Annotated in this window: 21 protein-coding genes; 5 read left to right on the top strand and 16 right to left on the bottom strand. The window is 63.0% G+C overall.

The genetic code is table 11. From position 1 onward, the window contains the following. Positions 1 to 47: 47 nt before the first annotated feature. From AB7933_RS22175 to AB7933_RS22160, 4 genes are all read right to left on the bottom strand, one after another. Complete coding sequence (locus AB7933_RS22175; RefSeq protein ID WP_024076356.1) at positions 48 to 1,667, bottom strand: alpha/beta fold hydrolase; 1,620 nt, start codon at positions 1,665 to 1,667, stop codon at positions 48 to 50. Between the two features lie 101 nt (positions 1,668 to 1,768). Next, on the bottom strand, positions 1,769 to 3,184 hold the full coding sequence (locus AB7933_RS22170; RefSeq protein WP_024076355.1) for an efflux transporter outer membrane subunit: 1,416 nt from the start codon (positions 3,182 to 3,184) through the stop codon (positions 1,769 to 1,771). Next, a complete protein-coding gene (locus AB7933_RS22165; protein WP_024076354.1) occupies positions 3,177 to 5,150 on the bottom strand; it encodes a MacB family efflux pump subunit in 1,974 nt (657 codons plus the stop codon). Before AB7933_RS22165 ends, AB7933_RS22170 begins: the two co-directional genes overlap by 8 nt. 1 nt (position 5,151) lies before the next feature. Further along, complete coding sequence (locus AB7933_RS22160; RefSeq protein ID WP_024076353.1) at positions 5,152 to 6,321, bottom strand: efflux RND transporter periplasmic adaptor subunit; 1,170 nt, start codon at positions 6,319 to 6,321, stop codon at positions 5,152 to 5,154. Positions 6,322 to 6,666: 345 nt separating this feature from the next. On the opposite strand from AB7933_RS22160, the gene AB7933_RS22155 reads away from it, so the two are divergent. The 4 genes from AB7933_RS22155 to AB7933_RS22140 all read left to right on the top strand — a co-directional run bounded on the left by AB7933_RS22155 (position 6,667) and on the right by AB7933_RS22140 (position 10,826). Further along, positions 6,667 to 7,149: a sigma-70 family RNA polymerase sigma factor gene (locus AB7933_RS22155; protein ID WP_024076351.1), complete on the top strand. Its 483-nt coding sequence runs from the start codon at positions 6,667 to 6,669 to the stop codon at positions 7,147 to 7,149. Between the two features lie 119 nt (positions 7,150 to 7,268). Then, the gene (locus AB7933_RS22150) at positions 7,269 to 8,606 is read left to right on the top strand and encodes a lysine N(6)-hydroxylase/L-ornithine N(5)-oxygenase family protein (RefSeq protein WP_024076350.1); all 1,338 of its coding nucleotides are present in this window, start codon (positions 7,269 to 7,271) and stop codon (positions 8,604 to 8,606) included. Between the two features lie 169 nt (positions 8,607 to 8,775). Then, positions 8,776 to 9,996 carry a putative DNA modification/repair radical SAM protein gene (locus AB7933_RS22145; RefSeq protein WP_024076349.1) on the top strand — a complete coding sequence of 407 codons (1,221 nt, stop codon included), beginning with the start codon at positions 8,776 to 8,778 and terminating at the stop codon, positions 9,994 to 9,996. Then, positions 9,993 to 10,826 carry a TIGR03915 family putative DNA repair protein gene (locus tag AB7933_RS22140; protein WP_024076348.1) on the top strand — a complete coding sequence of 278 codons (834 nt, stop codon included), beginning with the start codon at positions 9,993 to 9,995 and terminating at the stop codon, positions 10,824 to 10,826. The genes AB7933_RS22145 and AB7933_RS22140 overlap by 4 nt, the downstream gene beginning before the upstream one ends. A gap of 256 nt (positions 10,827 to 11,082) precedes the next feature. Here the strand turns inward: AB7933_RS22140 and AB7933_RS22135 are convergent, their stop codons facing one another. From AB7933_RS22135 to ctlX, 7 genes are all read right to left on the bottom strand, one after another. After that, the gene (locus AB7933_RS22135; RefSeq protein WP_041160970.1) at positions 11,083 to 11,580 is read right to left on the bottom strand and encodes an Lrp/AsnC family transcriptional regulator; all 498 of its coding nucleotides are present in this window, start codon (positions 11,578 to 11,580) and stop codon (positions 11,083 to 11,085) included. A gap of 5 nt (positions 11,581 to 11,585) precedes the next feature. Beyond that, positions 11,586 to 12,416, bottom strand: coding sequence for an ABC transporter ATP-binding protein (locus AB7933_RS22130; protein ID WP_024076346.1), 831 nt, complete (start codon positions 12,414 to 12,416; stop codon positions 11,586 to 11,588). Between the two features lie 3 nt (positions 12,417 to 12,419). After that, positions 12,420 to 13,133, bottom strand: a complete 714-nt coding sequence (locus tag AB7933_RS22125) for an ABC transporter permease (protein WP_024076345.1) — start codon at positions 13,131 to 13,133, stop codon at positions 12,420 to 12,422. After that, entirely contained in the window at positions 13,130 to 13,831 is a 702-nt protein-coding gene (locus AB7933_RS22120; protein ID WP_024076344.1) for an ABC transporter permease, read from the bottom strand. The genes AB7933_RS22125 and AB7933_RS22120 overlap by 4 nt, the downstream gene beginning before the upstream one ends. A 150-nt stretch (positions 13,832 to 13,981) precedes the next feature. Beyond that, on the bottom strand, positions 13,982 to 14,761 hold the full coding sequence (locus tag AB7933_RS22115; protein ID WP_024076343.1) for an ABC transporter substrate-binding protein: 780 nt from the start codon (positions 14,759 to 14,761) through the stop codon (positions 13,982 to 13,984). A gap of 418 nt (positions 14,762 to 15,179) precedes the next feature. After that, positions 15,180 to 16,226, bottom strand: coding sequence for an ornithine cyclodeaminase (locus AB7933_RS22110; protein WP_024076342.1), 1,047 nt, complete (start codon positions 16,224 to 16,226; stop codon positions 15,180 to 15,182). Between the two features lie 11 nt (positions 16,227 to 16,237). Beyond that, positions 16,238 to 17,164, bottom strand: coding sequence for a citrulline utilization hydrolase CtlX (gene ctlX, locus AB7933_RS22105; RefSeq protein WP_024076341.1), 927 nt, complete (start codon positions 17,162 to 17,164; stop codon positions 16,238 to 16,240). A 301-nt stretch (positions 17,165 to 17,465) separates the two neighbouring features. On the opposite strand from ctlX, the gene AB7933_RS22100 reads away from it, so the two are divergent. Beyond that, on the top strand, positions 17,466 to 18,359 hold the full coding sequence (locus AB7933_RS22100) for a GNAT family acetyltransferase (RefSeq protein ID WP_024076340.1): 894 nt from the start codon (positions 17,466 to 17,468) through the stop codon (positions 18,357 to 18,359). A gap of 127 nt (positions 18,360 to 18,486) precedes the next feature. Here the strand turns inward: AB7933_RS22100 and AB7933_RS22095 are convergent, their stop codons facing one another. The 5 genes from AB7933_RS22095 to AB7933_RS22075 form a co-directional block, all read right to left on the bottom strand. After that, positions 18,487 to 19,506: a branched-chain amino acid aminotransferase gene (locus AB7933_RS22095; RefSeq protein ID WP_024076339.1), complete on the bottom strand. Its 1,020-nt coding sequence runs from the start codon at positions 19,504 to 19,506 to the stop codon at positions 18,487 to 18,489. 209 nt (positions 19,507 to 19,715) lie between these two features. Next, positions 19,716 to 21,095: a dihydrolipoyl dehydrogenase gene (lpdA, locus tag AB7933_RS22090; protein ID WP_024076338.1), complete on the bottom strand. Its 1,380-nt coding sequence runs from the start codon at positions 21,093 to 21,095 to the stop codon at positions 19,716 to 19,718. A 4-nt stretch (positions 21,096 to 21,099) separates the two neighbouring features. Next, complete coding sequence (locus AB7933_RS22085; RefSeq protein WP_024076337.1) at positions 21,100 to 22,362, bottom strand: dihydrolipoamide acetyltransferase family protein; 1,263 nt, start codon at positions 22,360 to 22,362, stop codon at positions 21,100 to 21,102. Next, the gene (locus tag AB7933_RS22080) at positions 22,363 to 23,421 is read right to left on the bottom strand and encodes an alpha-ketoacid dehydrogenase subunit beta (protein ID WP_024076336.1); all 1,059 of its coding nucleotides are present in this window, start codon (positions 23,419 to 23,421) and stop codon (positions 22,363 to 22,365) included. A gap of 1 nt (position 23,422) precedes the next feature. Beyond that, positions 23,423 to 24,658 (bottom strand): 3-methyl-2-oxobutanoate dehydrogenase (2-methylpropanoyl-transferring) subunit alpha, encoded by a 1,236-nt coding sequence (locus AB7933_RS22075; protein WP_024076335.1) that lies wholly within the window; start codon positions 24,656 to 24,658, stop codon positions 23,423 to 23,425. Between the last annotated feature and the right edge of the window lie 46 nt (positions 24,659 to 24,704).

Below are 24,704 nucleotides of genomic sequence, written 5' to 3'. Positions count from 1 at the left end.
AGGTGTCGTTTCTGGTGCGAAGGGGTCGCAAACGGGTGCGGGGAAGCTCACTGCAAGGTGGCATCGGTGCACACCGTCGAACGGGGTGGCTTGGTGCCGTGCATCAGGTAGTCCCCGACCCAGCGGTTCACGCAGGCACTCACGCCGCTGAACGAAACCCCGTGGACATAGGCGTCCTTGAGCTGCACGCGACTGGCCGGGAAGGTGCGTTCAAAGGCCCAGGCGGCACCAGTGGACGGGGCATGGTCGTCGAATTCGGCTTGCACCATCAGCAGGCTGTCGAGCTGTGCCAGTGCCTTGTGCGGCAGCGGGGCGGCGGTTTTGCGTGGCCAGGTCGTGCATTGGCGAGCTTCGAGGGCACTGCCGGCGACGGGGTGCTTGGCGAGGGATTCGGACTCTTTCTGCTGCCACTGTTCTTCGCTGGAGTAGACCGAGTCATTGCACAGGATGGCGGTTTTTACCGAGTCGGCAGCCGACATGCGCAGCGGCCCCGGCTTCGGCACATTGGCCTGCAGCGGTTCGCGCACGCGCTGCAGCAGCAGGCTGAACATTGCCTTGGCCCGCTGTTCGATCTCGGCGTCGGGGCTGAATAGATACGCGCGTGCCCGAGCCTCCAGCGTCAGGTCATCGCTGTCGGGGGCTTCCCGCAGCCAGCGGCTGAGCACGTGGGCCCCCATCAAACCGGCGGGGTCGCTGTAGTAGCGGTTGTTGGAGCGCAGGGCCGTGCGCACACTGGGCAGCAGTTCCATGAAGACCCTGCGCACCGCCACCGGTGAATCGCCCAATTGGTAGAGCCCTGGGTAAAGGGCGGCGGGGGTGGCGACGAAGCGATCGAAGATTTTTTCCTTTTCGCTGGCCACGATAAAACTGGCGTGCTCGAAGGTGGACGTCCAGTTCAGGTTCGAGTCGAGCACCATGCGCCCGACATGGGCCGGGAACAGGCCGCCGTACCAGGCGCCGAGCCAGGTGCCGTAGGCGTTACCCAGGTAGTTGAAGCGCAGTTCGCCCAGTTGCTTGCGTACAAACTCCAGGTCGCGGGCCGTCTGCTCGGTGGTGATGTAGGGCGTCAGCGGATGGCTGGCGCAGGCTTGGGCGATCAACCGCGCGTTGTGGCGCACAGCGGCCAGGTTGGCCTCGCTGCGGTCTTCGCTGATGTCCCCTTGCGGCACGATCTTGCGCTCGGACTGACACTCCAGGCGCGACCCTGGCAGGCTGCCCAGGCCCCGAGGGGTGACTTCGACCACATCATAGGTGTCGGCCAGCTCGCGGTAGGTATCGCCCCAGTCGGGTTGCCGGGCGTAATGCTTCCACACCGTCGCCAGGTGCACGGCGAAGGCGCCGCCCGCATCGAGCCCCGGCCCGCCAGGGTTGGCAAACAGCGCGCCCTGGCGAGACAGCGGTTGCTTGGCGCCGACGCGCGTGATGTCAAAACTGATGCTGCCGCGCTCAGGGGCGGCGTGGTCGAGGGGCGCGGTGACGATGCCGCATTGGGTGCGTTCGATGACCTCCGGGTCCAGGCGCTCAAGCGCGGGCTGCGGGCAGTCGAGAAACCATTCGATACCGAAGGGGGAGGGCTGCGCCTGGGGGTGGCCGACGGAGGGTATGAGGGTGGCCATCAGGACCAGGCAACGGAAGGTGATGGCGCTGGCAGTGGTCAGGGATTTCATCTGCGGTCCTGGTCAGTCGGGAGAGTGACTTTTTTACCAAGGACCGCACGCTTAAAAATGTAGGAGGAAAAAACAGCGCGTGTATGAAATGCGAATTTTGTTTATCGGATGTCGGAGTGCCAGCCGCCCCCCAACGCTTTGTACAGCGCAATACTGGCCTGCAGGCGTGACAGCCGCAGTTGTACGTCCAGGTCCTGGGCCGTGTACAGGGTGCGCTGGGTTTCCAGCACCGTGAGCAGGTCTTCGGCGCCCGCCTGGTAACGGCTTTCGGCGATCTGGAAGGCGGTCTGCGCCTGTTGCAGCTCTTCGCGTTGCCATTGGCGTTGCTGGTCCAGGCGCGTGATGCTGCTGAGGGTTTTTTCCACATCGGCAAAGCCGTTGATGATTGCGCCGCGATAGGTTTGCAGCAGTTCATCCTGGCGCGCGCGGGCCTTGTCGCGTTCAGCCCTTAAACGGCCGTGGTTGAAAATCGGCCCGACCAGCCCGGCGGTCAGCGTGTAGTACGGGCTGCGCAGCATATCCGCGGCCTTGTAGGCGTCTGAGCCGAGCGTAGCGCCAAGGGTCACCTTGGGCAGCAAGGCCGCGCGGGCGATGGCCACATTGGCTTGCGCGGCGGCCAATTCGGCCTCGGCCTTGGCCAGGTCGGGGCGACGGCTCAGCAATTGGCTGGGCACACCCGCACCGATACTCGGCCAGGTCAGCGTCGCGAAAGACTCTGTGCCCAGGTCCAGGGCTTGCACGGGTTGGCCAAGCAGGGTCGCGAGGGTGATGCGCGACTCTTCGGCGACTTGCTGGATCAGCGGCAGTTGCCGTTGCTGGCTGGCGACCAGGCTTTTCTGTTGCGCCAGCTCCAGGGCGGTGGCAGAGCCGGCGTCGTAGCGAGTCTGCACCAGGGCCAGCACGTTGCGCGCATTGGCCAGGTTCAGCTCGGCGATCTGCTCGCGTTGGCGGGCGGCGAGGGTCTGGGCATAACGGTCGGCGACGTTGCCGAGCAGGGTCAATTCCACTGTGGCCTGGTCCGACTCGCTCGCGCGCAGGCTGTACAGCGCGCTGTCCCGGGCGGCGGCGCGGCCTCCCCAGAAGTCCACTTCATAACTGGCGGTGAAATTGGCGCCGAAGTTCTCCACGGTATCGTCGCTTTGCGAGGCATCCAGGTCCGGCCCACCCTGGCCGCGCAACAATTTCTGGCGGCTGGTGGTGAGGTTCAGATTCACCTCGGGCAGCAGCGGCGCACCGGCAATCACCGCCGTCGCCTGGGCCTGGCGCACCCGTGCCATGGCGGCGGCGACGTCGAAACTGTCACGCCGGGCCTGGTCGATCAGGCGGTTGAGTTGCGGGCTGCCAAACTGGGTCCACCAGCGTTGGTCGATGGCCTGGGCGGCGTTTCGCTCGGCGTATTGCCAGGCAGCCGGTGCTGCGATACCGCTGTCCACGGCGGGGGCAGGGCCGGTGCAGGCGTTGAGCAACAGGCACAGGCTGATGACTGACACGTGCGGCAGGGGGGAGGGTTTATTCACTGGTCAATGCCTTAACCGGATCGAGCCGGGCAGCTTTACGGGCCGGCATAAAGCCGAAGACGACGCCGGTGACCAGCGCACAGCCAAATGCGCCGAGCACCGCCACCAGGGAAAACTGCACCGCGACCTGGGCCAGCAGCAACAGGCCGCCCACCAGCAGTGCCAGGGCGATACCACATAAGCCGCCGACCACCGAGAGCATCACCGCTTCGGTGAGGAACTGACGCAGGATGTCGCGCTGGCGTGCGCCGGTGGCCATGCGGATGCCGATTTCGCGGGTGCGCTCGCGCACCGTCATCAACATGATGTTCATCACGCCGATGCCGCCCACCAACAGGGAAATCGCCGCAATCGAACCGAGCATCAGCGACAGGGTGTTCTGGGTGTGGGCTTCGGCCTGGATCATCGCGGCGTTGTTGGTCAGTTCATAGTCGCGCTTGCCGTTGTGCAGTTTCTGCATCAATTGGTCGATGGCCACTTCGGCGTCATGCACCTTGCGCGCATCGGCGGCGGCAATCACCACGTATTCGGGGTTGTAGCTGCCGAACAGGCGCACGCTGGCGGCGCTATAGGGAATCGCGATGCGGTCGTCACTGTCCTTGTTTCCGGAGGTGGCGCCTTTTTCCGCCAGCACGCCGACCACCTGGAATGGCACGTTTTCGATCAGGATGTACTGCCCGATCGGATTGACCTGGCCCTTGAACAGCTTCTCGCGGATGCGATGGCCGATCACCGCTACGGTGGCGGCGGCCTGTTCGTCGGCGGCGGTGAAGTAGCTGCCCTCGACCACGGGCCAGTTGAAGATCTCCGGGAAATTGGTGTCGTTGCCGCCCACATAAGCCATGTAGTCGACGTTGCCGTAACGCACCCCAGCCTCGGTGCCGTTGACCGGCATGATGCGCTTGACCTGGGGCAGGCTGGCCAGGGCCGCGACGTCGTTGAGGGTCACGATCCCCAGCGGTGTGCGTGGGTTGGGTGACGAGCCGCTCAGATACAGAATGTTGGAACCGAACGCGCCCATCTGCGCCATGACCTGGCGCTTGCTGCCTTCGCCGACCGCCAGCATCACCACCACCGAGGCCACGCCGATGATGATCCCGAGCAACGTCAGCGCGGTGCGGAAGCGGTTGATCCACATCACCCGCCATGCGGCTTGCACCGCGTCCAACAGTTCAGCCTTCCACGCGCCGTTGTGTTCGGCACCGTCGATCAAGCGTTGGCGCAGGTCCACGGCTTGCAATGCGTCGCGGCTGGCGGTGGCCGCGACGTAATGTTCATCGGCGGCAGAGTCGCTGATGATCAGGCCGTCGCGAATCTCGATGATGCGGTTGGCGCGCGCGGCCACTTCGCGATCGTGGGTGATCAGGATCACCACGTGGCCCTGGCTCGCCAGTTCGTCGAGCAGGGCCATGACCTCGGCGCCGCTGTGGCTGTCGAGGGCGCCGGTGGGTTCGTCGGCGAGGATGATATGCCCGCCGTTCATCAGTGCGCGGGCAATCGAGACGCGCTGTTGCTGGCCGCCGGACAGCTGGTGCGGACGGTTGCCGGTGCGCTCGGCCAGGCCCAGGCGCGTGAGCAGGGCGTTGGCGCGGGCGTGGCGTTCGGCGGCGCTGAGGCCGGCATAGATCGCCGGCATCTCGACGTTTTCCTGGGCCGTGCCCGACGGGATCAGGTGGTAGCCCTGGAACACAAAGCCGAACGCCTCGCGACGCAGCCAGGCCAGTTCGTCGCTGCCCAGGTGCGCGACGTTTTCCCCGGCGAACAGGTAGTCGCCTGTGCTTGGGCGGTCGAGGCAGCCGAGGATATTCATCAGCGTGGACTTGCCGGAACCGGAGGCGCCGACGATGGCGACGAACTCCCCGGCATGGATCGACAGGTCGATCCCGCGCAGCACGTCGACCTGCGGGCTATCGCCGCCGCCGTAGGATTTGCGGATGTGCTTGAGTTCGATCAGGGGCGTGGTCACGTCAACCCCCACTGCCGTCGAGCGGGCCGATCAGCAGGTGATCGCCTTCGTTGAGGCCGTCGAGCACCTCGACCCGCAAGCGATCGCTGAGGCCCAGGCGCACTTCGCGCTCCTCGATACGCCCCTTTTTCGTGACCACGCGCGCGATCTGCCTGTCGGCGCGCGACGTTCCCTGCAATGCCGCGACGGGCACGGTCAGCGCATCCCGTGCCTGGCCGGCGACAAAGAACACCTGGGTGGTCATTTCAGCCATCAGCGCGTTGTCGGGGTTATCCACATCCAGCAGCACCGTGTACAGCACAACGCGGCCGGTCCCGTTTTTGCTGGAGCTGGTCGGGCTGCCACTGCCCTGGGTCTCATTCAGCGGTTTGGGGGGAATCGGCAGGATTTGCCGCACGGTGCTGGTCCAGCGGCGGTTGCCGCCGCTCAGGGTGGTGAAATAGGCCGTCATGCCGGGTTTGACATGGCCGATATCGGCTTCCGAGACTTCAGCCCACACCGTCATCGGCGACAACTTGGCGATGCGCAGGATCAACGGCGTCTGCTGCTGCGCGTTGAGGGTCTGGCCGACGCGCGCATCCACGGCGACCACGGTGCCGGTCATCGGCGCATAGATGCGCGTATAACCCAACTCGGCTTCGTCACTGCGCAGGCTGGCCTGGGCCTGGAGAATCTGCGCCTGGAACATCGCGACCCGGGCCTGGGTGGCGCTCAGTTCGGCCTTGGCGGTTTGCACGTCTTCTTCGCGGGTGGCATTGCCGGCGGCCAGGCGCTGCTGGCGCTGGTACTTCTGCTGCGCCAGTGCGTGCTGGGCCTTCTGCTCCTGCAATTGGGCCTTGAGGTTTTCGATGGCGTAGCGGCTGGCGTCGAGCTTGGCCTTTTGCGTCGAAGGGTCGATCTCCACCAGCAACTGGCCTTCCTGGACCTGGTCGCCGGCCTCGACATGGATCTTGCGGATCTGCCCGGACGCCTGGGCGCCCACATCCACGTAGCGCCGCGGTTGCAGGGTGCCCAGGGCGGTGACGCTGTTTTCGATATTGCCGCGCGTGACGGTGACGGTCGTCAGATTGTCGGCGCCCTGGGGCAGCACCTGCCAGGCGGCCACGGCGATGATGGGAAGCAGGCACGCGGCAGCGAGCAGGGCGCGTCGGGCGGGGCGAGGGCGTTTCATGCTTTGGTTCCAGCCAGGGAAGTTCGGGCCGCGATTGCGGGGGGCTGACAGTTAAACGAGGGAATTGCCCGAAGATTTAGGCGGTTACACACGCAAATAGCGCTGTGGCGAGTAAAAAAATCGCCGATGGGTGCAAGACTTCTTTAAAAGTAGATGAGAATTACTATAAATTGCACGCAGCCAAACTGCCATTACTGAATGGCCTGTATTTGTGTAGGAGCGAGCGTGCTCGCGAAGAGCTCAAGGACGCCGCGTTCACTCTGGTTTCCCGCGTTATCGTTGACGTACATCGCGAGCACGCTCGCTCCTACAGCACCTAATGCCGCCGCCCGTAGGCCGGGAGTCATGTTGGAAAACTACTATCGTGAGCTGGTGTGTTTCCTCAACGCCAAGCTGGGCAACCGCCAGGTGGCCGAAGATGTGGTGCATGACGCTTATGTGCGGGTGTTGGAGCGGACCAGCGAGACGCCCATCGACCAGCCTCGAGCCTTCCTGTACCGCACGGCGTTGAACCTGGTCATCGACGGGCACCGGCGCAATGCGCTGCGCCAGGTCGAGCCGCTGGACGTGCTGGACCATGAAGAGCGGTTTTCCAGCTACGCGCCCCACACCAGCCATGATCAGGCCCAGCGCCTGGAGTTGCTCGAACGGGCGCTGGCCGAATTACCCGCGCCGTGCCGCCACAGCTTCCTGCTGCGCAAACTCGAGGGTTTGTCCCATTCGCAAATCGCCGAACGCCTGGGTATTTCACGCAGCCTGGTGGAAAAACACATCGTCAATGCCATGAAGCACTGCCGGGTCCGGATGCGCGAGTGGGACGCGCACTGATCGGCGATCGGTTAAATTTTATTTCATTGTCCTCGTTTCCTATCAACACATGACCTGTTGTGCAGGTCTTGAAGGTATTCCCGCCCCACCGCCACGGGGCTTATCCAGAGGACACTGGAATGACACAGGCAATTGCTTCGCCCGCGGTTCACGACCTGATCGGTATCGGTTTCGGCCCTTCGAACCTGGCGCTGGCCATCGCCCTGCAGGAGCGTGAAAAGACGCAGGGCAAACTGGACGTGCTGTTTCTCGACAAACAGGCTGATTACCGCTGGCACGGCAATACCCTGGTGACCCAGAGCGAACTGCAGATTTCGTTCCTCAAGGACCTGGTGACCCTGCGCAACCCCACCAGCCCGTACTCCTTCGTCAACTACCTCAAGGCCCATGACCGCCTGGTGGACTTCATCAACCTGGGCACCTTCTACCCGTGCCGCATGGAGTTCAACGACTACCTGCGCTGGGTCGCCGGGCAGTTCCAGGCCGTGGGCCGCTACGGAGAGGAAGTGCTGGCCATCGAGCCGATCCTGCATCAACAACAGGTCGAGGCGCTGCGGGTGATTTCCCGCGATGCCCAGGGTGAGCAGCATGTGCGTACCACCCGTGCGGTCGTGGTCAGCGCCGGTGGCACGCCGCGGGTGCCGGAGGTGTTCAAGGCCCTGAAGGATGATGGCCGGGTGTTCCACCATTCCCAGTATTTGTCGCGCTTGGCCCAGCAGCCCTGTGTCGACGGCAAGGCGATGCGGATCGCGGTGATCGGCGGCGGCCAGAGTGCGGCCGAAGCCTTCATCGACTTGAATGACAGCTTCCCGTCGGTGCAGGTCGACATGATCCTGCGCGGCTCGGCACTCAAGCCGGCCGATGACAGCCCGTTCGTCAACGAAGTGTTCTCGCCGGCCTTCACCGACCTGGTGTTCCAGCAGGCCGGCACCGAGCGTGAACGCCTGCTCGCCGAGTACCAGAACACCAACTATTCGGTGGTGGACCTGGACCTGATCGAACGCATCTACGGCATCTTCTACCGCCAGAAAGTCTCCGGCATTGCGCGCCATGCGTTCCGCACCATGACCGTGGTCGAGAAGGCCACCCCCGGTCCGTTGGGCATCGAACTGGCCCTGCGCAACAACGGCACTGGCGAAACCAGCGTCAGCCACTACGACGCGGTGATCCTGGCCACCGGCTACGAGCGCCAGATGCATCGCGAATTGCTGGCGCCGCTGGAGGAGTATCTGGGTGACTTTGAAGTGGCGCGCGACTACCGCCTCGTCACCGATGAGCGCTGCAAGGCCGGCATCTACATCCAGGGCTTCAGCCAGGCCAGCCATGGCTTGAGCGATACGTTGCTGTCGGTGTTGCCGATTCGTGCGGATGAGATTGCGGCGTCGCTGTTCGAGCATGATCGTCATCGTGGCCAGGGCCGCTCGGTGCAGGACCGGCTGCTCGCCGCCGCCAGCTGACCCCCTTGCAGGAGCGAGCTTGCCGCGAAAACCGTCGACGATAACGCGGGCATTCTGGGTTGACGCGGGGGTCTTGCGTTCTTCGCGAGCAAGCTCGCTCCTACAGGTGGTACTGGCAACACTGTGGGGCGACTGGTACTGTATAAAAAACCAGTATCGGTAGCCCTCCATGCAATTGATCGAAAAACTCAGCATCCTCGCCGACGCCGCCAAGTACGATGCCTCGTGCGCCAGCAGTGGCGCGCCCAAGCGTAGCTCGGAGGGCAAGGCGGGGCTGGGTTCTACCGATGGCATGGGCATCTGCCACAGCTACACGCCGGATGGGCGCTGTGTGTCGCTGCTCAAGGTGTTGCTCACCAACTTCTGCCTCTACGACTGCCAATACTGCGTCAATCGCCGCTCCAGCGACGTGCCGCGGGCACGCTTCAGCCCGGAGGAGGTGGTCACGCTCACGTTGGATTTCTATCGGCGCAATTGCGTCAGCGGGCTGTTCCTCAGCTCGGGCATCATCCGCTCGGCGGACTACACCATGGAGCAGCTCGTGCGGGTGGCCAAGCTGCTGCGCGAAGAACATGACTTTCGCGGCTATATCCACCTCAAGACCATTCCCGAAGCCGACCCGGCGTTGATCGCCGAGGCCGGGCGGTATGCTGATCGCCTCAGTGTGAATATCGAATTGCCCACGGATGCCAGCCTGCAAACCCTGGCGCCGGAGAAGCAGATCGTATCGATCAAGCAGGCCATGCAGACCATCTACACCGGCGAACAGACCGTGCTCAACGAACCCCGTGCCCCGCGTTTCGCGCCGGCCGGGCAGAGCACGCAGATGATCGTCGGCGCCGACGACACCGACGACAGCACCATCCTCCATGGGGCCGAGGCGTTGTATGGCAATTTCAAGCTGCGCCGCGTGTATTACTCGGCGTTCAGCCCCATCCCCAACAGCCCGAAAAGCGTGCCCCTGGCCGCGCCGCCATTGATGCGCGAGCACCGTTTGTACCAGGCGGATTTCCTGCTGCGCAGCTACGGCTTCAGCGCCAATGAACTGTTCGAAGGCCCTGGCCACCTGGCCCTGGATATCGACCCCAAGCTGGCCTGGGCCCTGGAACACCGCGACGTCTTCCCCCTGGACCTGAACCGTGCCGAAGCGACCCTGATCGCCCGTATCCCCGGTATCGGCCTGCGCACCACCCAGCGCCTGGTGGACCTGCGCCGTGAACGCAAGATCCGTTTCGAAGACCTGGCCCGCATGCGCTGCGTGCTGGCCAAGGCCAAGCCATTTTTCATCACCAGCGACTACCACCCGCAACAGGCTGAAAGCACCAGCGTGCTGCTGCGTGAACAACTGCGTGACCGTCCGCAGCCGCAACAAATGGGGTTGTGGGGATGATCAGCCTGGAATGCGACAACCTGTTCAGTACCTGGCGCGAACAGGCGCGTTGGCTGCTCAGCCATCAGGTCGATCCCAGCCAGGTGAGTTGGGGCGAGGCTGAAGTGGCGGACCTGTTCGCCACCGACGAACCGATCCCCGAGGGGCTGGGGCCGTTCCAGGCGCGGATTCCCAAGGCGTTGCTCGAACTGCTGGAAGCCGCCGCCTGTTACCACGGCGAGCAGCGCTGGAGCCTGTTGTATGAGGTGCTGTGGCGGGTCAGCCATGGCGACCGCACGGCAATGCTCGCGGGGGACAAACTGGGCAGCGAACTGCAACGGCGAATCAAGCAGGTCAGCCGCGAGGCTCATCACCTGCATGCGTTCGTGCGGTTTATCGCGGTACCCCAGGAGGCCGGGCCCGAGCTGCCGGAGTACGTGGCCTGGCATGAGCCGGCCCATGACATTCTCCGCAGCGCCAGCCAGCACTTTATCGGGCGCATGGGCCGCCATCGCTGGATGATCGCGACACCGTTGGATGGGGTTTACTACGATGGCGAGCAACTGATCCATCAACGCCAGTGCCCAGAGGCGTGGCAGCAGTTGGCGCAGAATGTCGAGGACCCCCACAGTGCCATGTGGTTGACCTATTACAGCCACATCTTCAACCCGGCGCGGTTGAACCCCAAGGTGATGGAAGGGCATTTGCCAAGCCGGTTCTGGAAGAACTTGCCGGAGGGCAAGTTGATCCCGGGGTTGATCAGCGAGGCGCGGACGGGGAAGCAGAAGGATGGGCAGGCGAGCCTGATTGGGGCAAAGCCGGGTAAGCGCATCTCCAGCGGGCACGCTTAAAAAATGTGGCAGGGAGCTTGTTGTGGCAAGCCTTAATGCCGTTCAGTTAAGGCTTTTTTGTAGGAGCGAGGGGGACGCCTAGTTCTTGCTCGCGAAAAACTCACAGGCGCCGCGTTCATTCAGGAAACACGCGTTATCGTTGACGTTTTTCGCGAGCAAGAACTAGGCGTCCCCCTCGCTCCTACAGAAGGCGATGTACGCTTAACTGAACGGCATTAGGGCAAGCCTGCTCGCCACATACAACTGGGCTTGATCCTTATGCCAGTTCAGTGGCGGTGTTCTTGACGATTGCGAGTTCGGGATGTGCCACGAGTTTGTCGATGTGCAACTCATCATTGTTCAACCAGGTCTCGGTCAGCACCCGGTAATGCTCCATATCCCGGCAGCGCATGCGCAGGCTGTAGTCGAACGGCCCGCTGATCAGCTGGCATTCGAACACCTGCGGGCAGGCCTTGACGCAGGCTTCGAAAGCCTTTTGCGCCGAGCGCCCGCTCTGGTTGGACAAGGCCACGAGCACCAGCAGAGACAGCCCTGGCGAGACCATCTGCACATCGATGATCGCCCCATACCCGCGGATCACCCCACGTCGCTCCAGCTTGCGCACCCGCTCCAGGCAGGGCCGGGGAGTGAGGTGGACCAGTGACGAGAGCTTTTCGTAGGTGATACGCCCCTGATGCCGCAGCACGTCGATGATTGCCTCATCGATGCGATCCAGCGCAGGGGAAGAATGGGGTCCGTTGGCCTTGGTATCCATGGGTTTCACTTCAAACGATTGGAAAGAAATTGCTGCAAGCGTTCGCTGTTGGGGTGGTCGAGGATCTCGGCGCCGCCTTGTTCTTCGACCCGGCCCTGATGCAAGAACAGCACTTGGCTGGACACCTGGCGGGCAAAGCCCATTTCGTGGGTGACCATCAACATGGTACGACCTTCCTCAGCCAACGTCTGTATGACTTTGAGGACCTCTCCTACAAGTTCAGGGTCGAGGGCGGAGGTCGGTTCATCGAACAGGATGATTTCCGGCTCCATCGCCAGGGCCCGGGCGATGGCCACGCGCTGCTGTTGACCGCCAGACAGGAACGCCGGGTATTGATCCGCCACCCGGCCAGGCAGGCCGACCTTGTCCAGGTACAGGCGCGCGCGTTTTTCCGCCTCGGCGGCGCTCACGCCCAACACCCTGCGCGGGGCCATGGTGATGTTCTCCAGCACGGTCATGTGGCTCCACAGGTTGAAATGCTGGAACACCATGGCCAGGCGCGTGCGCAGGTTCTGCAATTGCTCCTGGTGCGGTGCGCGGGTACCGGCGCGGCCCTGGCGCATTTCGATGCTGATGCCGTCCAGGGTGATGACCCCGGCGTCCGGTTGTTCGAGGAAGTTGATGCAACGCAGCATGGTGCTTTTGCCCGAGCCGCTGGCGCCGATCAGGCTGATCACATCGCCGTTGCGTGCGTTGAGGGACACGCCCTTGAGCACTTCGTGTTCGCCGTAGCGTTTATGGATGCCTTCGACCTGCAGCTTGACGGCAGCCGTGGCCGTTCGTGTAGCGGGGACATCGACAGGATAAGTGGCCAGGGCCTGCGCGGACTGATTCATGGGTTAGCCTCGGGTAGGAACAAGAAAACGCATCCAGCGACGTTCGGCCAGTCGAAACAGGCCCACCAGTGCAAAGGACAGCAGCATGTAGAGCAGGGCAGCGATACCGAAGGCCTGGAACGTCAGGAACGTTTCGGCATTCGCATCGCGGGCCACCTTGAGGATATCGGCGACGGTGGCGGTAAACGCCAGCGATGTGGCGTGCAGCATCAGGATCATTTCATTGCTGTAGGCCGGCAACGCCCGGCGCAACGCGGCCGGTACCACCACAAACAGGTTCAGGCGCCAGCCATGCAGGCCATAGGCGCGTGCCGCTTCGAGTTCGCCGTGGGGAATATTACGGATCGCCCCGGCAAAGATTTCCACGGTGTAGGCGCAGGTGTTGAGCACGAAGGCCAGCAGGGTGCAGTTCAAGGCATTGCGGAAAAACTGGTTGAGCAGGGCGTTGTCCTGCACCACCTCCAGGCTGTACAGCCCGGTGTAGCAAATCAACAGTTGGATATACAGCGGCGTGCCCCGGAACAGGTAGGTGTACACCTCCACTGGCCAGCGCAGCCAGACGTGTTCCGAGACGCGGGCCAGTGCCAGGGGGATCGACAGGACAAAGCCGAACACCACCGAGATAATGAACAGCCACAGGGTCATGGCGACGCCGGACAAACCCGCGCCATCGCTGAACAGGTAGGCCAGGCCGTATTGCTGGAACAGTTCGATCATCGCGCCATCCCCTTGATGCCGAGGTTGTAGCGCCGCTCGAGGCGCTTGAAGATGCGGTTGGAGAGGGTGGTGATCACCAGGTAGACCAGGCCGGCGAGGATCAGGAAGTACAACGGCTCATTGGTGGTCTTGCCAGCGTTTTGCGCGGCCTTGACCAGGTCCGACAGGCCGATGATCGACACCAGCGCCGTGGACTTGAGCAGCACCAGCCAGTTATTGCCCAGGCCCGGCAGGGCGAAGCGCATCAACTGCGGGAACAGCACCAGGCGAAACCGCTGCCAGCGGCTCAGGCCATAGGCGGTCGCGGCTTCCAGTTGGCCGACCGGCACGCTGAGGATCGCGCCACGGAAGTTTTCGGTGAAATACGCGCCATAAATAAACCCCAGGGTGATCACCCCAGCGGTGAACGGGTCGATTTCGAAGTAGTTCCAGCCGAATACTTCGCTCAGGTCGTTGAGCCACAGTTGCAAGCTGTAGAAGATCAGCAGGATCAGCACCAGGTCCGGCACGCTGCGGATCAGCGTGGTGTAGAGCGTCGCCGGCACGCGCAGCCAGTTGGCGCTGGAGAGCTTGGCACCGGCGGCGACCAGGCCCAGGGTGAGGCTCAGGGCCAGCGCCAGGAGCGCCAGCTTGAGCGTCATCCAGGCACCCTGGGCCAGCATCGGGCCGTAGCCTTGCAAGTTGAGGAGTTCGTTCATGGGGGGATCTCTAAAGGAACGACGCCCTTTTGTAGGAGCGAGCTTGCTCGCGAAGAACTCAAGGGCACCGCGTTAAACCGGATTCGCTGCGTTACCGTTTACGACCTTTGCGAGCAAGCTAGCTCCTACAAGGGCTTTGGCCGGTGGGGCTTACTCGTTGTAGATGTCTTGATCACCGAAGTATTTCTTCTGGATCTGCGCGTAGGTGCCGTCTGCCTGTACAGCGGCGATGCCCTTGTTGATCAGCGCACGCAAGTCCTGGTCGTTCTTGCGCAGGCCCATGGCGATGTCCAGGGGCAGGGTCGGGTCCTTGAAGGCCGGGCCGGTCTTGAAGTCGGCGCCTTCAGGCTTGGACAGGAAGTTGAGCTGGGCTTCGAGCTTGTCGGTCAGGGTGGCGTCGAGGCGGCCGTTCTGCAGGTCGGCGTAGTTCTGTTCCTGGGACTGGTATGCCTTGATCTGCGCGCCGAGCTTGGCCAGTTGGGCACGGGCATAGGCTTCTTGCAGCGAGCCTTGCAGCACACCGACTTGCTTGCCTTTCAACGATTCCGGCGTGTCGCCGAACTCGGCGCTTTTACGGGTGATGACCGAGGTCGGGCTGAGGAACAGGCGGTCGGTGAAGTCGATGACTTTCTCGCGCGCCGGGGTCACCGCCATGGACGACATGATCGCGTCGAACTTGCGCGCACGCAGGGCCGGGATCATGCCGTCGAATTCGTTGTGCACCCAGGTGCATTTGACTTCGAGCTTGGCGCAGATGGCGTTGCCCAACTCGATATCGAAACCTTGCAGGCTGCCATCGGCGGCCACGGATTCAAACGGGGGGTACTCGGGGAATACGCCAAAGCGGATTTCTTTCCAATCCTGGGCGTGGGCGGTGGTGGCGCACAGTGGCAACAGCAACGCAGCGAAGAGTGATCGCAGTGGAGTCATGTGTAAGTCCCTATATTTTGTAATTGATGTCAGGGCAGTCAAAAGGTGAATCGAGTCTTTATTGTTTAGTGCAGCTTTGTGGTCGTTCGGCTTCTTGTGGGGAGCCCACTTGTTGTGGCGAGCGGGCTTGTCCCGCGTTGGGCTGCGTAGCAGCCCCAAGCCATTCACCGCGTTTTTACAGACACGACGCGGCGTTTTTATTGGGGCTGCTGCGCAGCCCAACGCGGGGCAAGCCCGCTCGCCACAGAGAATGCTTCATGGTGGTGCGTTTTTTGTGTCGTTTACCCCCGGCTCAAAGCGCAAATTGCGCTGTTAAAACAAGCAATGCAGCGGAATCGGCTGTAGCACCCTATGAATCGGCTTTTCAGTCCGGGAAATCCGGCCTGCCCTGGGCGCAAAGCGGCAGGCCAGAGCGGTCTCAGGCGCGCTTTTTGTGCTGTGCACGAGGTTGTTGGGCCAGGCGCGCGAACAGGTCTTTCGGGTCGGCCAGGTCGGGTACCAGTTCCAGCTCGCTGCCGACATCCAGCGCCTTGGCGACGTCGAGCACGTAGCGCAGGGCGGAGTAGTCTTCGATGGCAAACCCCACCGAGTCGAACAGGGTGACCTGGCGCGCATTTTCACGGCCGGGCTGCTGGCCGTTGATCACCTGCCACAACTCGGTCACCGGCGAGTCTTCCGGCATGTGCTGGATTTCACCTTCGATGCGGCTTTGCGGTTCGTATTCGACGATCACCCGGGCGCGCTCGACGATGCGTCGGTCCAGCTCAGTCTTGCCTGGGCAGTCGCCGCCCACGGCATTAAGGTGCATGCCGGGTTCGATCATCTCGTCGGTGAGGATGGTGGCGTAGGCTTTGTCGGCGGTGACGGTGGTGACGATATCCGCACCTTTGACAGCCTCGGCCACGCTGCCGGCCAGGATCACCTTGATTGCCGGGAACGCCTTGAGGTTGGCGGCCAGCTTGGCGGTGGCCCTGGCGTCGATGTCGAACAGGCGGATCTCGTTGATGCCGAGCATCGCGTGGAAGGCCAGTGCCTGGAATTCGCTCTGGGAGCCGTTGCCGATCAACGCCATGCTGCGGCTGTTGTCGCGGGCCAGGTAGCGGGCCACCAGGGCTGAGGTGGCGGCGGTACGAATCGCGGTGGTCAGGGTCATCTCCGCCAGCAGCACCGGTTTACCGGTGTCCACGTCGCCCAGGGCTCCAAAGGCCATCACGGTAAGCATGCCAGCCAGGGTGTTTTTCGGGTGGCCGTTGACGTATTTGAAGGCGTACAGCGAGGCGTCGGACACCGGCATCAATTCGATCACGCCATCCGGCGAGTGGTTGGCCAGGCGTGCGCATTTCTCGAAGTCCTGCCAGCGCAGGTAGTCGGCGCGGATGTACTCGGCCATCTCGGTGATGCAGGTTTGCAGGCCTTTTTGCGAAACCAGGTAGCTGAGGTCGTTGACGTCGATATAACGGGTCATGGCAAGACTCCTTATTGAAATGAGGGACGGGCGGGCAGATGCACTTCTGCCAGCATGCAGCGGGCACTGCCGCCGCCGATGCGTTCGATGTTGTCGATGTTCACCACCACCGGCCGTGTGTGACGCTCCACATGCTGGCGCTGGGCCGGTTGCAGCGCGCTCCAGGCACTGGCAGACATCACCAGCAGCGGCTGGCCGTCGCGGTCGTGGACTTCGAGCATGTTGCCGGCGAAGGCTTCGAGCTGGTCGAAGTCGAGGCCGAGGATGTCTTTGCCGGTGTCGCGCAGCGAGCGCTCCAGGGCCTGGCGTTCGTTGGCATCGGGCAGCGCTTGCAGGCACACCACCGCGAGGTCGCGGCCGACACTCATCATCACGTTGCTGTGGTAGATCGGCGCATGGTGCCGGTCGACGGCGTGGAACACGCAGAGTTGATAGTCGAGACGTTCGGCGAACTGGCGCAGGGCGGCGTGGTGGGTGCGCCCGGAATGGCAGGCGTAGCTGATACGGTGCTGACGGTCGAGCACCATGCTGCCGGTGCCTTCGAGGAAGATGTTTTGTTGTTCGAGGTGGCTGAGGTCGATGGTGTCCTTGATCGCAAAGCGCTGCTCCAGCACTTGCAGCACCCCCTTGTTGCGCTCCAGTCGGCGGTTCTGGCCTTCCATCGGGTACAGCACCAGGCTGCCATCGGCGTGGCTGCTCCACCAGTTATTGGGAAAGATCGAGTCCGGGGTGTGAGGCGCCGGGGTGTCCTGCACCACCAGTACTTCCACGCCGTGCTGGCGCAGGGTGTCGACGTAGCCGTCGAACTCTTCCAGCGCTTTCTGCTGTGCACCGAGCGGGTCGAGGGGCGCACGTTGGAAGCGGTTGTTGATCGCGGTGTCCGGGTTGAAGGCAAAGCGCGCCGGGCGAATCATCAGGACGGTGTTGGTGGTTTGCATGGGTGCACGAATCCATGGGGTGAGCTGTGGGGCTATTTTGTGGCTTGTGCGGTATGAATCCCGGCTGAAACAACGGGGCGGCTCAGCCGGGAAAGCTGAAAAGGGGGGTAGGGCAGCCGAATCGGCTGCCGGGGGTGGAATGCGGTCAAAATGTGGGAGTGGGCGGTGCGACGATTCGACTGGCCCCCGATAGCAATCTTTCGGTTACAGGTTATCTGACTGGCACACCGCTATCAGGGGCAAGGCCCCTCCCACATTGGTACAGTGGCGACTGTTATAGCGCCGTCAGCCAGGAGGAACCATGTCTACCGTCGTTCGTCTCGCCCAATCCGCCGATGCCGAAGGGATCAGCCAGGTCATCCTCGCGGCTTTGCACAGCAGCAATGCGCGGGATTATCCGGCGGAGGTGATTGCGCGGGTGGCCAGCAACTTCACGCCGGACGCGGTGCTGGACCTGCTCAAGCGCCGTGTGGTGCTGGTGGCGATGCAGGACTCGGTGATCGTCGCCACGGCGGCCTTGGATGGAAATGTGGTGCGCTCGGTGTTCGTCAACCCGGCGCTGCACGGGCAGGGCATTGGTCGGCTGCTGATGATTGAAATCGAACTGCGCGCGCGGGACGCGGGGGTGACGACCCTGAGTGTGCCGTCCTCGCTGACCGCCGAGCCGTTCTACACCAAGCTGGGCTTTCACACGGTACGCGATGTCTACCACGGCAATGAGCGCACGTTGGTGATGGAAAAGGCGCTGTTGTCGCGCCATCCCATCGGGCCATATCGCGACCGCCAGCATCGGGCGCAGGTGGTGGCGTTATGGCAGGAGGCGTTTGGTTATGACACGGCGCATAACCTGCCGACCTTGGCGATCGATAAGAAACTGGCGGTCAATGACGGGCTGTTTTTCGTGGCGACGGACAAAAAAACCGTGATCGGGACGATTCTTGCCGGCTACGACGGCCATCGCGGCTGGCTGTACTCGGTGGCCGTGCACGCCGACTATCGGCGTCATGGCCTGGGTTCCTCGCTGGTGCGGCATGCGGAACAGGCACTGACGGCCCTGGGCTGCATGAAGATCAACCTGCAGATCACCAGTGGCAATGATGCGGTGGCGGGGTTTTACGAGGCGCTGGGGTATGGGGTGGAGCCGAGGATCAGCATGGGCAAGAAGATTGTCGAGAATATCCCGACTCAATCTTGAGAACACTGCAAATCAAATGTGGGAGGGGGCTTGCCCCCGATGGCGGAGTGTCAGCCCGTACAGTTTTAACTGATGCACCGCCATCGGGGGCAAGCCCCCTCCCACAGGGTATTGCAGTGTTGCTGGCTTAGACTTTTACGATCCAACCCTCTGGCGCTTCGACGTCGCCGGTCTGCACACCAGTCAGCTCTTTGTAGAGCTTCTGGGTGATCGGGCCGACTTCGGTCTCGCTGTAGAACACGTGCAGCTTGCCGTTGTACTGGATACCGCCGATCGGCGAGATCACGGCGGCAGTCCCGCAGGCGCCGGCTTCCTTGAAGTCCGACAGTTTGTCGATGAACACTTCGCCCTCGATCACTTCCAGGCCCAGGCGGGTCTTGGCCAGTTCGATCAGCGACAGGCGGGTGATGCCTGGCAGCACCGAAGGCGACTTCGGTGTGATGAACTTGTTGTCGTGGGTGATCCCGAAGAAGTTGGCCGAGCCGACTTCCTCGATTTTCGAGTGGGTCATCGGGTCCAGGTAGATCGCGTCGGCGAAACCGGATTTCTTCGCTTCCGAGCCTGGCATCAGGCTGGCGGCGTAGTTGCCACCGACCTTGGCGGCCCCGGTGCCCTGTGGCGCGGCGCGGTCGAAGGTGGAGATCTGGAAGTTATGTGGCACCAGGCCGCCCTTGAAGTAGGCGCCGACCGGGATGCAGAACACCGAGAAGATGAACTCCGGCGCGGTACGCACGCCGATGTTGTCACCGGTACCGATCACGAACGGGCGCAGGTACAGCGCGCCGCCGCTGCCGTACGGCGGGATGAACCGCTCGTTGGCCTTGACCACTTGTTTGCACGCGTCGATGAACGCGTCGGTCGGGACGTGCGGCATCAGCAGGCGCGCGCAACTGCGCTGCATGCGTGCGGCGTTCTGGTCCGGACGGAACAGGTTGATCGAGCCGTCCTTGCAGCGGTAGGCCTTGAGGCCTTCGAAGCACTGCTGACCGTAGTGCAGGGCAGTGGAGCCCTCGCTGATGTGCAGCACGTTGTCGTCGGTCAGGGTGCCGGCTTGCCATTCGCCGTTTTTCCAGACCTGGAGAAACCGCTTGTCGGTCTTGATGTAGTCAAAACCCAGCTTGTCCCAATTGATGCTTTCGTTACCCATGACACCCTCTATCTTTGGTCAAGTCGGTTTTTTTCTGAATGGGCGCAACAATACTGCATTCGCAGGTCCGTTCGCATCCCCCGCGTCCCTTGTAGGAGCGAGCTTGCTCGCGAAAAACTCAAGGGCGCCGCGTTCATTCTGGTTTCACGCGTTATCGTTGACGATTTTCGCGAGCAAGCTCGCTCCTACAGACGGCGTTGTGAGCCCGGTTAAAGGTGCAAGGCATGCCCGAGCGCACGCAGTGCCGCTTCCTGCACCGCCTCACCGAGCGTCGGATGGGCATGGATAGTGCCCGCCACGTCTTCCAGGCGCGCGCCCATTTCCAGGCTCAGGCCGAACGCGGTGGACAGCTCGGACACGCCGGCACCGACGGCTTGCCAGCCGACAATCAGGTGGTTGTCACGCCGCGCCACCACCCGTACGAAACCGGTTTTCGACTCCAGGGTCATCGCGCGGCCGTTGGCGGCAAACGGGAAACTCGACACGATGCAGTCCAGGCCGGCGGCCTTGGCTTCATCGGGCGTCTTGCCGACCACCACCAGTTCCGGGTCGGTAAAGCACACCGCCGGGATCGCCGCCGGGTTGAATTCGCGGTGTTGACCGCTGATCAGTTCCGCGACCATCTCGCCCTGGGCCATGGCCCGGTGCGCCAGCATCGGCTCGCCGCTCAGGTCGCCGATCGCCCACACATTGTGCATGCTGGTCTGGCAACGGTTGTTGATCCTGATCGCCGCGCCATTCATCTCCAGGTCCAGCGCCTCGAGGTTCCAACCCTGGGTATTGGGTTTGCGACCGACGGCCACCAATACCTGGTCGGTCACCAGTGACAAGGTGTCGCCATTCGGGTCGCGCACTTGCAGGTGGTTGTGTTCGAAGCCGGTGACGCTGTGCTTGAGGTAAAGCTTCACTCCCAGTTGCTTGAGGGACTCAGCCACCGGTTGGGTCAGTTCGGCGTCATAGGCGGGCAGGATGCGCTCCTGCGCCTCCACCACGCTGACTTCGGCGCCGAGCTTGCGGTAGGCAATGCCCAGCTCCAGGCCGATATAGCCACCGCCCACCACAATCAGGCGCTTGGGCACGCGGGTCGGCGCCAGGGCTTCGGTGGAGGAGATGATCGGCCCGCCAATCGGCAGCATCGGCAGGTTGACGCTTTTCGAGCCGGTGGCCAGCAACAGGTGTTCGCACTGGATGCGCTGGTCGCCGACGTCGACGGTCTTGCCGTCCACCACGTTGGCCCAGCCGTGGATCACCTGCACCTTGTGTTTCTTCAGCAGCGCGGCAACGCCAGTGGTCAGGCGATCGACAATGCCGTCTTTCCATTCCACGCTTTTGCGGATGTCCAGGGTCGGCACATCCACTTCGATGCCCAGCTGGGAACCCTGGCTGTGGTGGATGGTTTGCTGGAACTGTTCGGCCACATGGATCAGGGCCTTGGACGGAATGCAGCCGATATTCAGGCAGGTACCGCCCAATGCCTGGCCTTCGACCAGAATGGTCGGGATGCCCAACTGGCCGGCGCGAATGGCGGCCACATAACCGCCGGGGCCGCCGCCGATAATCAGTAGGGTGGTATGCAGTGTTTGAGTCATGCCCTTACTCCAGGAACAGGCTGGCGGGTTGTTCGAGCAAGCCGCGAATGGCCTGGATGAATTGTGCCGCGTCCATGCCATCGACCACTCGGTGATCGAAGGAACTGGAGAGGTTCATCATCTTGCGGATCACGATCTGGCCCTTGATCACCATCGGCCGTTCGACGATGCGGTTGACGCCGACGATGGCCACTTCCGGCAGGTTCAGCACCGGGGTGCTGACGATACCGCCCAAGGCACCCAGGCTGGTCAGGGTAATGGTCGACCCCGACAGTTCGTCGCGGCTGGCCTTGCCATTGCGCGCGGCGGTGGCCAGGCGCGCGATTTCCTCGGCATTGCCCCACAGGCTGCGCGCCTCGGCGTGACGCACCACCGGCACCATCAGCCCTACATCGCTCTGCGTCGCGACGCCCACGTGGACGGCGCCAAGGCGGGTGATGACCTGGGCTTCGTCGTCGTACCGCGCATTGATCTGCGGGAACTCCCGCAACGCCACGACCATGGCGCGCACGATGAATGGCAGCAGGGTCAGCTTGCCGCGTGTCGCACCGTGCTTCTCATTGAGGTGCACACGCAATTCGTCCAGGGCGGTGACGTCGATCTCCTCCACATAGCTGAAATGCGCGGCGCGGCGGGTGGCATCCTGCATGCGCTGGGCGATCTTGCGGCGCATGCCGATCACCGGGATCTGTTCTTCGTCGTTGCGTTCGGCGTAGGGGTTGGTGGCAACGGACGCTTTCAGCGAACCCTGCAGCAAGTAGGCGTCCAGGTCTTCGTGCAGGATCCGGCCGGCAGGGCCCGTGCCCTGGACCAGGCGCAGTTGGATACCCGCATCCAACGCATGCTTGCGCACGGCGGGGGAGGCCAGTGGGCGTTCATTGGCATCGCGAGCCACGGGGGCGTGTGGCGCCACGGCCGGCTTGGCTGCCGGCTTGCTTTCCACCACCGGGGCCGCCTTGGCTTCAACCACCGGCGCGGCTTTCACCGGTGCCGCGGTGACCGGCGCATCCTTGGTATTGCCTGCGCCTTCCACTTCAATGCTGATCAAGACACTGCCCACGGCCATGACTTCACCCGGCTCGCCGCCGAGGGCAATCACCCTGCCATGGACCGGCGAGGGAATATCCACCATCGCCTTGTCGGTCATCACATCCGCCAGCACCTGGTCTTCGACCACCATATCGCCGACCTTCACATGCCAGGCCGACAGTTCAACTTCCGCAATGCCTTCGCCAATGTCCGGCATCTTGATAACGTGCGTGCCCATTCAGACCTCCATGACCCGTTTCAACGCCGCGCCCACTCGGGACGGACCTGGGAAATACGCCCATTCCTGCGCGTGTGGGTAGGGGGTGTCCCAACCGGTGACGCGTTCGATCGGCGCTTCCAGGTGGTGGAAGCAATGTTCCTGCACCAGCGCCACCAGTTCGGCGCCGAAGCCGCAGGTACGGGTGGCTTCATGCACCACCACGCAACGGCCGGTCTTTTTCACCGACTTGACGATGGTTTCCAGGTCCAGCGGCCACAGGCTGCGCAGGTCGATGACCTCGGCGTCGATGCCGGTCTCCTCGGCGGCGACTTGCGACACATACACGGTGGTGCCGTAGGTCAGCACGGTCACGGCCGAGCCTGGGCGCACGATGGCGGCCACATCCAGCGGCACGGTGTAGTAACCGTCCGGCACTTGTGCCTGCGGGTGTTTCGACCACGGCGTGACCGGGCGGTCGTGGTGGCCATCGAACGGGCCGTTGTACAGGCGCTTGGGCTCCAGGAAGATCACCGGGTCATCGTTTTCGATCGAGGCAATCAGCAGGCCCTTGGCGTCATACGGGTTGGACGGCATCACCGTGCGCAGGCCGCAGACCTGGGTGAACACCGCTTCGATGCTCTGGCTGTGGGTCTGGCCGCCGTAGATGCCGCCGCCGCAGGGCATGCGCATGGTCAGCGGCGCGGTGAACTGGCCGGCGGAGCGATAACGCAGGCGCGCGGCTTCCGAGATGATCTGGTCGGTGGCGGGGTAGACATAGTCGGCGAACTGGATTTCTGCCACCGGGCGCAGGCCGTAGGCACCCATGCCCACCGCCACGCCGATAATGCCGCTTTCCGAGATCGGTGCGTCGAACACCCGCGAACTGCCGTATTTGCTCTGCAAGCCTTCGGTGCAACGGAACACGCCGCCGAAATAACCGACGTCCTGGCCGAATACCACCACGTTATCGTCACGCTCAAGCATCACATCCATGGCCGAGCGCAGGGCCTGGATCATGGTCATGGTGGTGGTGGTCATGGCGGTTTCCAATTCGATGCTGTTGTTGTGATCGTTCATGTCAGACCCCCAACTCTTGACGCTGGCGCTTCAAGTGCTCCGGCATCTCTTTATAGACGTCTTCGAACATGGTCGCGGCGCTTGGAATCTGGCCACCGGCCAGGGTGCCGTACTGTTCGGCTTCTTTCTGCGCGGCGATCACCTCGGCTTCAAGTTCGGCACTGACCGCCGCGTGTTCCTCTTCGGACCACTGGCCAATCTTGATCAGGTGCTGCTTGAGGCGGGCAATCGGGTCACCCAGGGGGAAGTGGCTCCAGTCGTCGGCAGGGCGGTACTTGGACGGATCATCCGACGTGGAATGCGGGCCGGCGCGATAGGTAACCCATTCGATCAGGGTTGGCCCGAGGTTGCGGCGCGCACGCTCGGCAGCCCAGGCGGAGGCGGCATACACCGCGATAAAGTCGTTGCCATCCACGCGCAGGGAGGCGATGCCGCAACCGACGCCGCGTCCGGCGAAGGTGGTGGCTTCACCGCCGGCAATCGCCTGGAAGGTGGAGATCGCCCACTGGTTGTTGACCACGTTGAGAATCACCGGTGCGCGGTACACGTGGGCGAAGGTGAGCGCGGTGTGGAAGTCCGATTCGGCGGTGGCGCCGTCGCCGATCCAGGCGGAGGCGATCTTGGTATCGCCCTTGATTGCCGAGGCCATGCCCCAGCCCACGCCTTGTACGAATTGGGTGGCGAGGTTACCGGAAATAGTGAAGAAACCTGCGTCCTTGACCGAGTACATGATCGGCAGTTGGCGACCCTTGAGCGGATCGCGCTCGTTGGACAGCAGTTGGCAGATCAGGTCCACCAGCGGTACGTCGCGGGCCATCAGGATGCTTTGCTGGCGGTAGGTGGGGAAGCACATGTCGTCGATGTTCAAGGCCAGGGCCTGGGCGCTGCCGATGGCTTCTTCGCCGAGGCTCTGCATGTAGAACGACATTTTCTTCTGACGCTGGGCGACCACCATGCGGTTGTCGAAGATCCGCGTCTTGAGCATGGCGCGCATGCCGCGCCGAAGGACCTCGACAGGCACCCCTTCGGCCCATGGGCCCAGGGCCTGGCCCTGGTCGTCGAGCACGCGGATCAGGCCCTTGGCCAGGTCGGCGGTGTCGGCGGGTTCTACGTCGATGGCGGGTTTGCGCACCAGGCCGGCGTCGGTCAGGCGCAGGTAGGCAAAGTCGGTCTTGCAGCCTGGGCGGCCCGAGGGTTCGGGAACGTGCAGGCGCAGTGGTGCATACGGCTGGTTCATGGCTTTCTACGCTCGATCTTGTGAATTTCTTGTAGTGGGCGCGCTA

The organism is Pseudomonas gorinensis, from assembly GCF_042015035.1.
In the GTDB taxonomy this organism is placed as follows: domain Bacteria; phylum Pseudomonadota; class Gammaproteobacteria; order Pseudomonadales; family Pseudomonadaceae; genus Aquipseudomonas; species Aquipseudomonas gorinensis.
The sequence above is the reverse complement of the archived record's forward strand: the minus strand, read 5'-3'. Positions and strand labels throughout refer to the sequence as shown.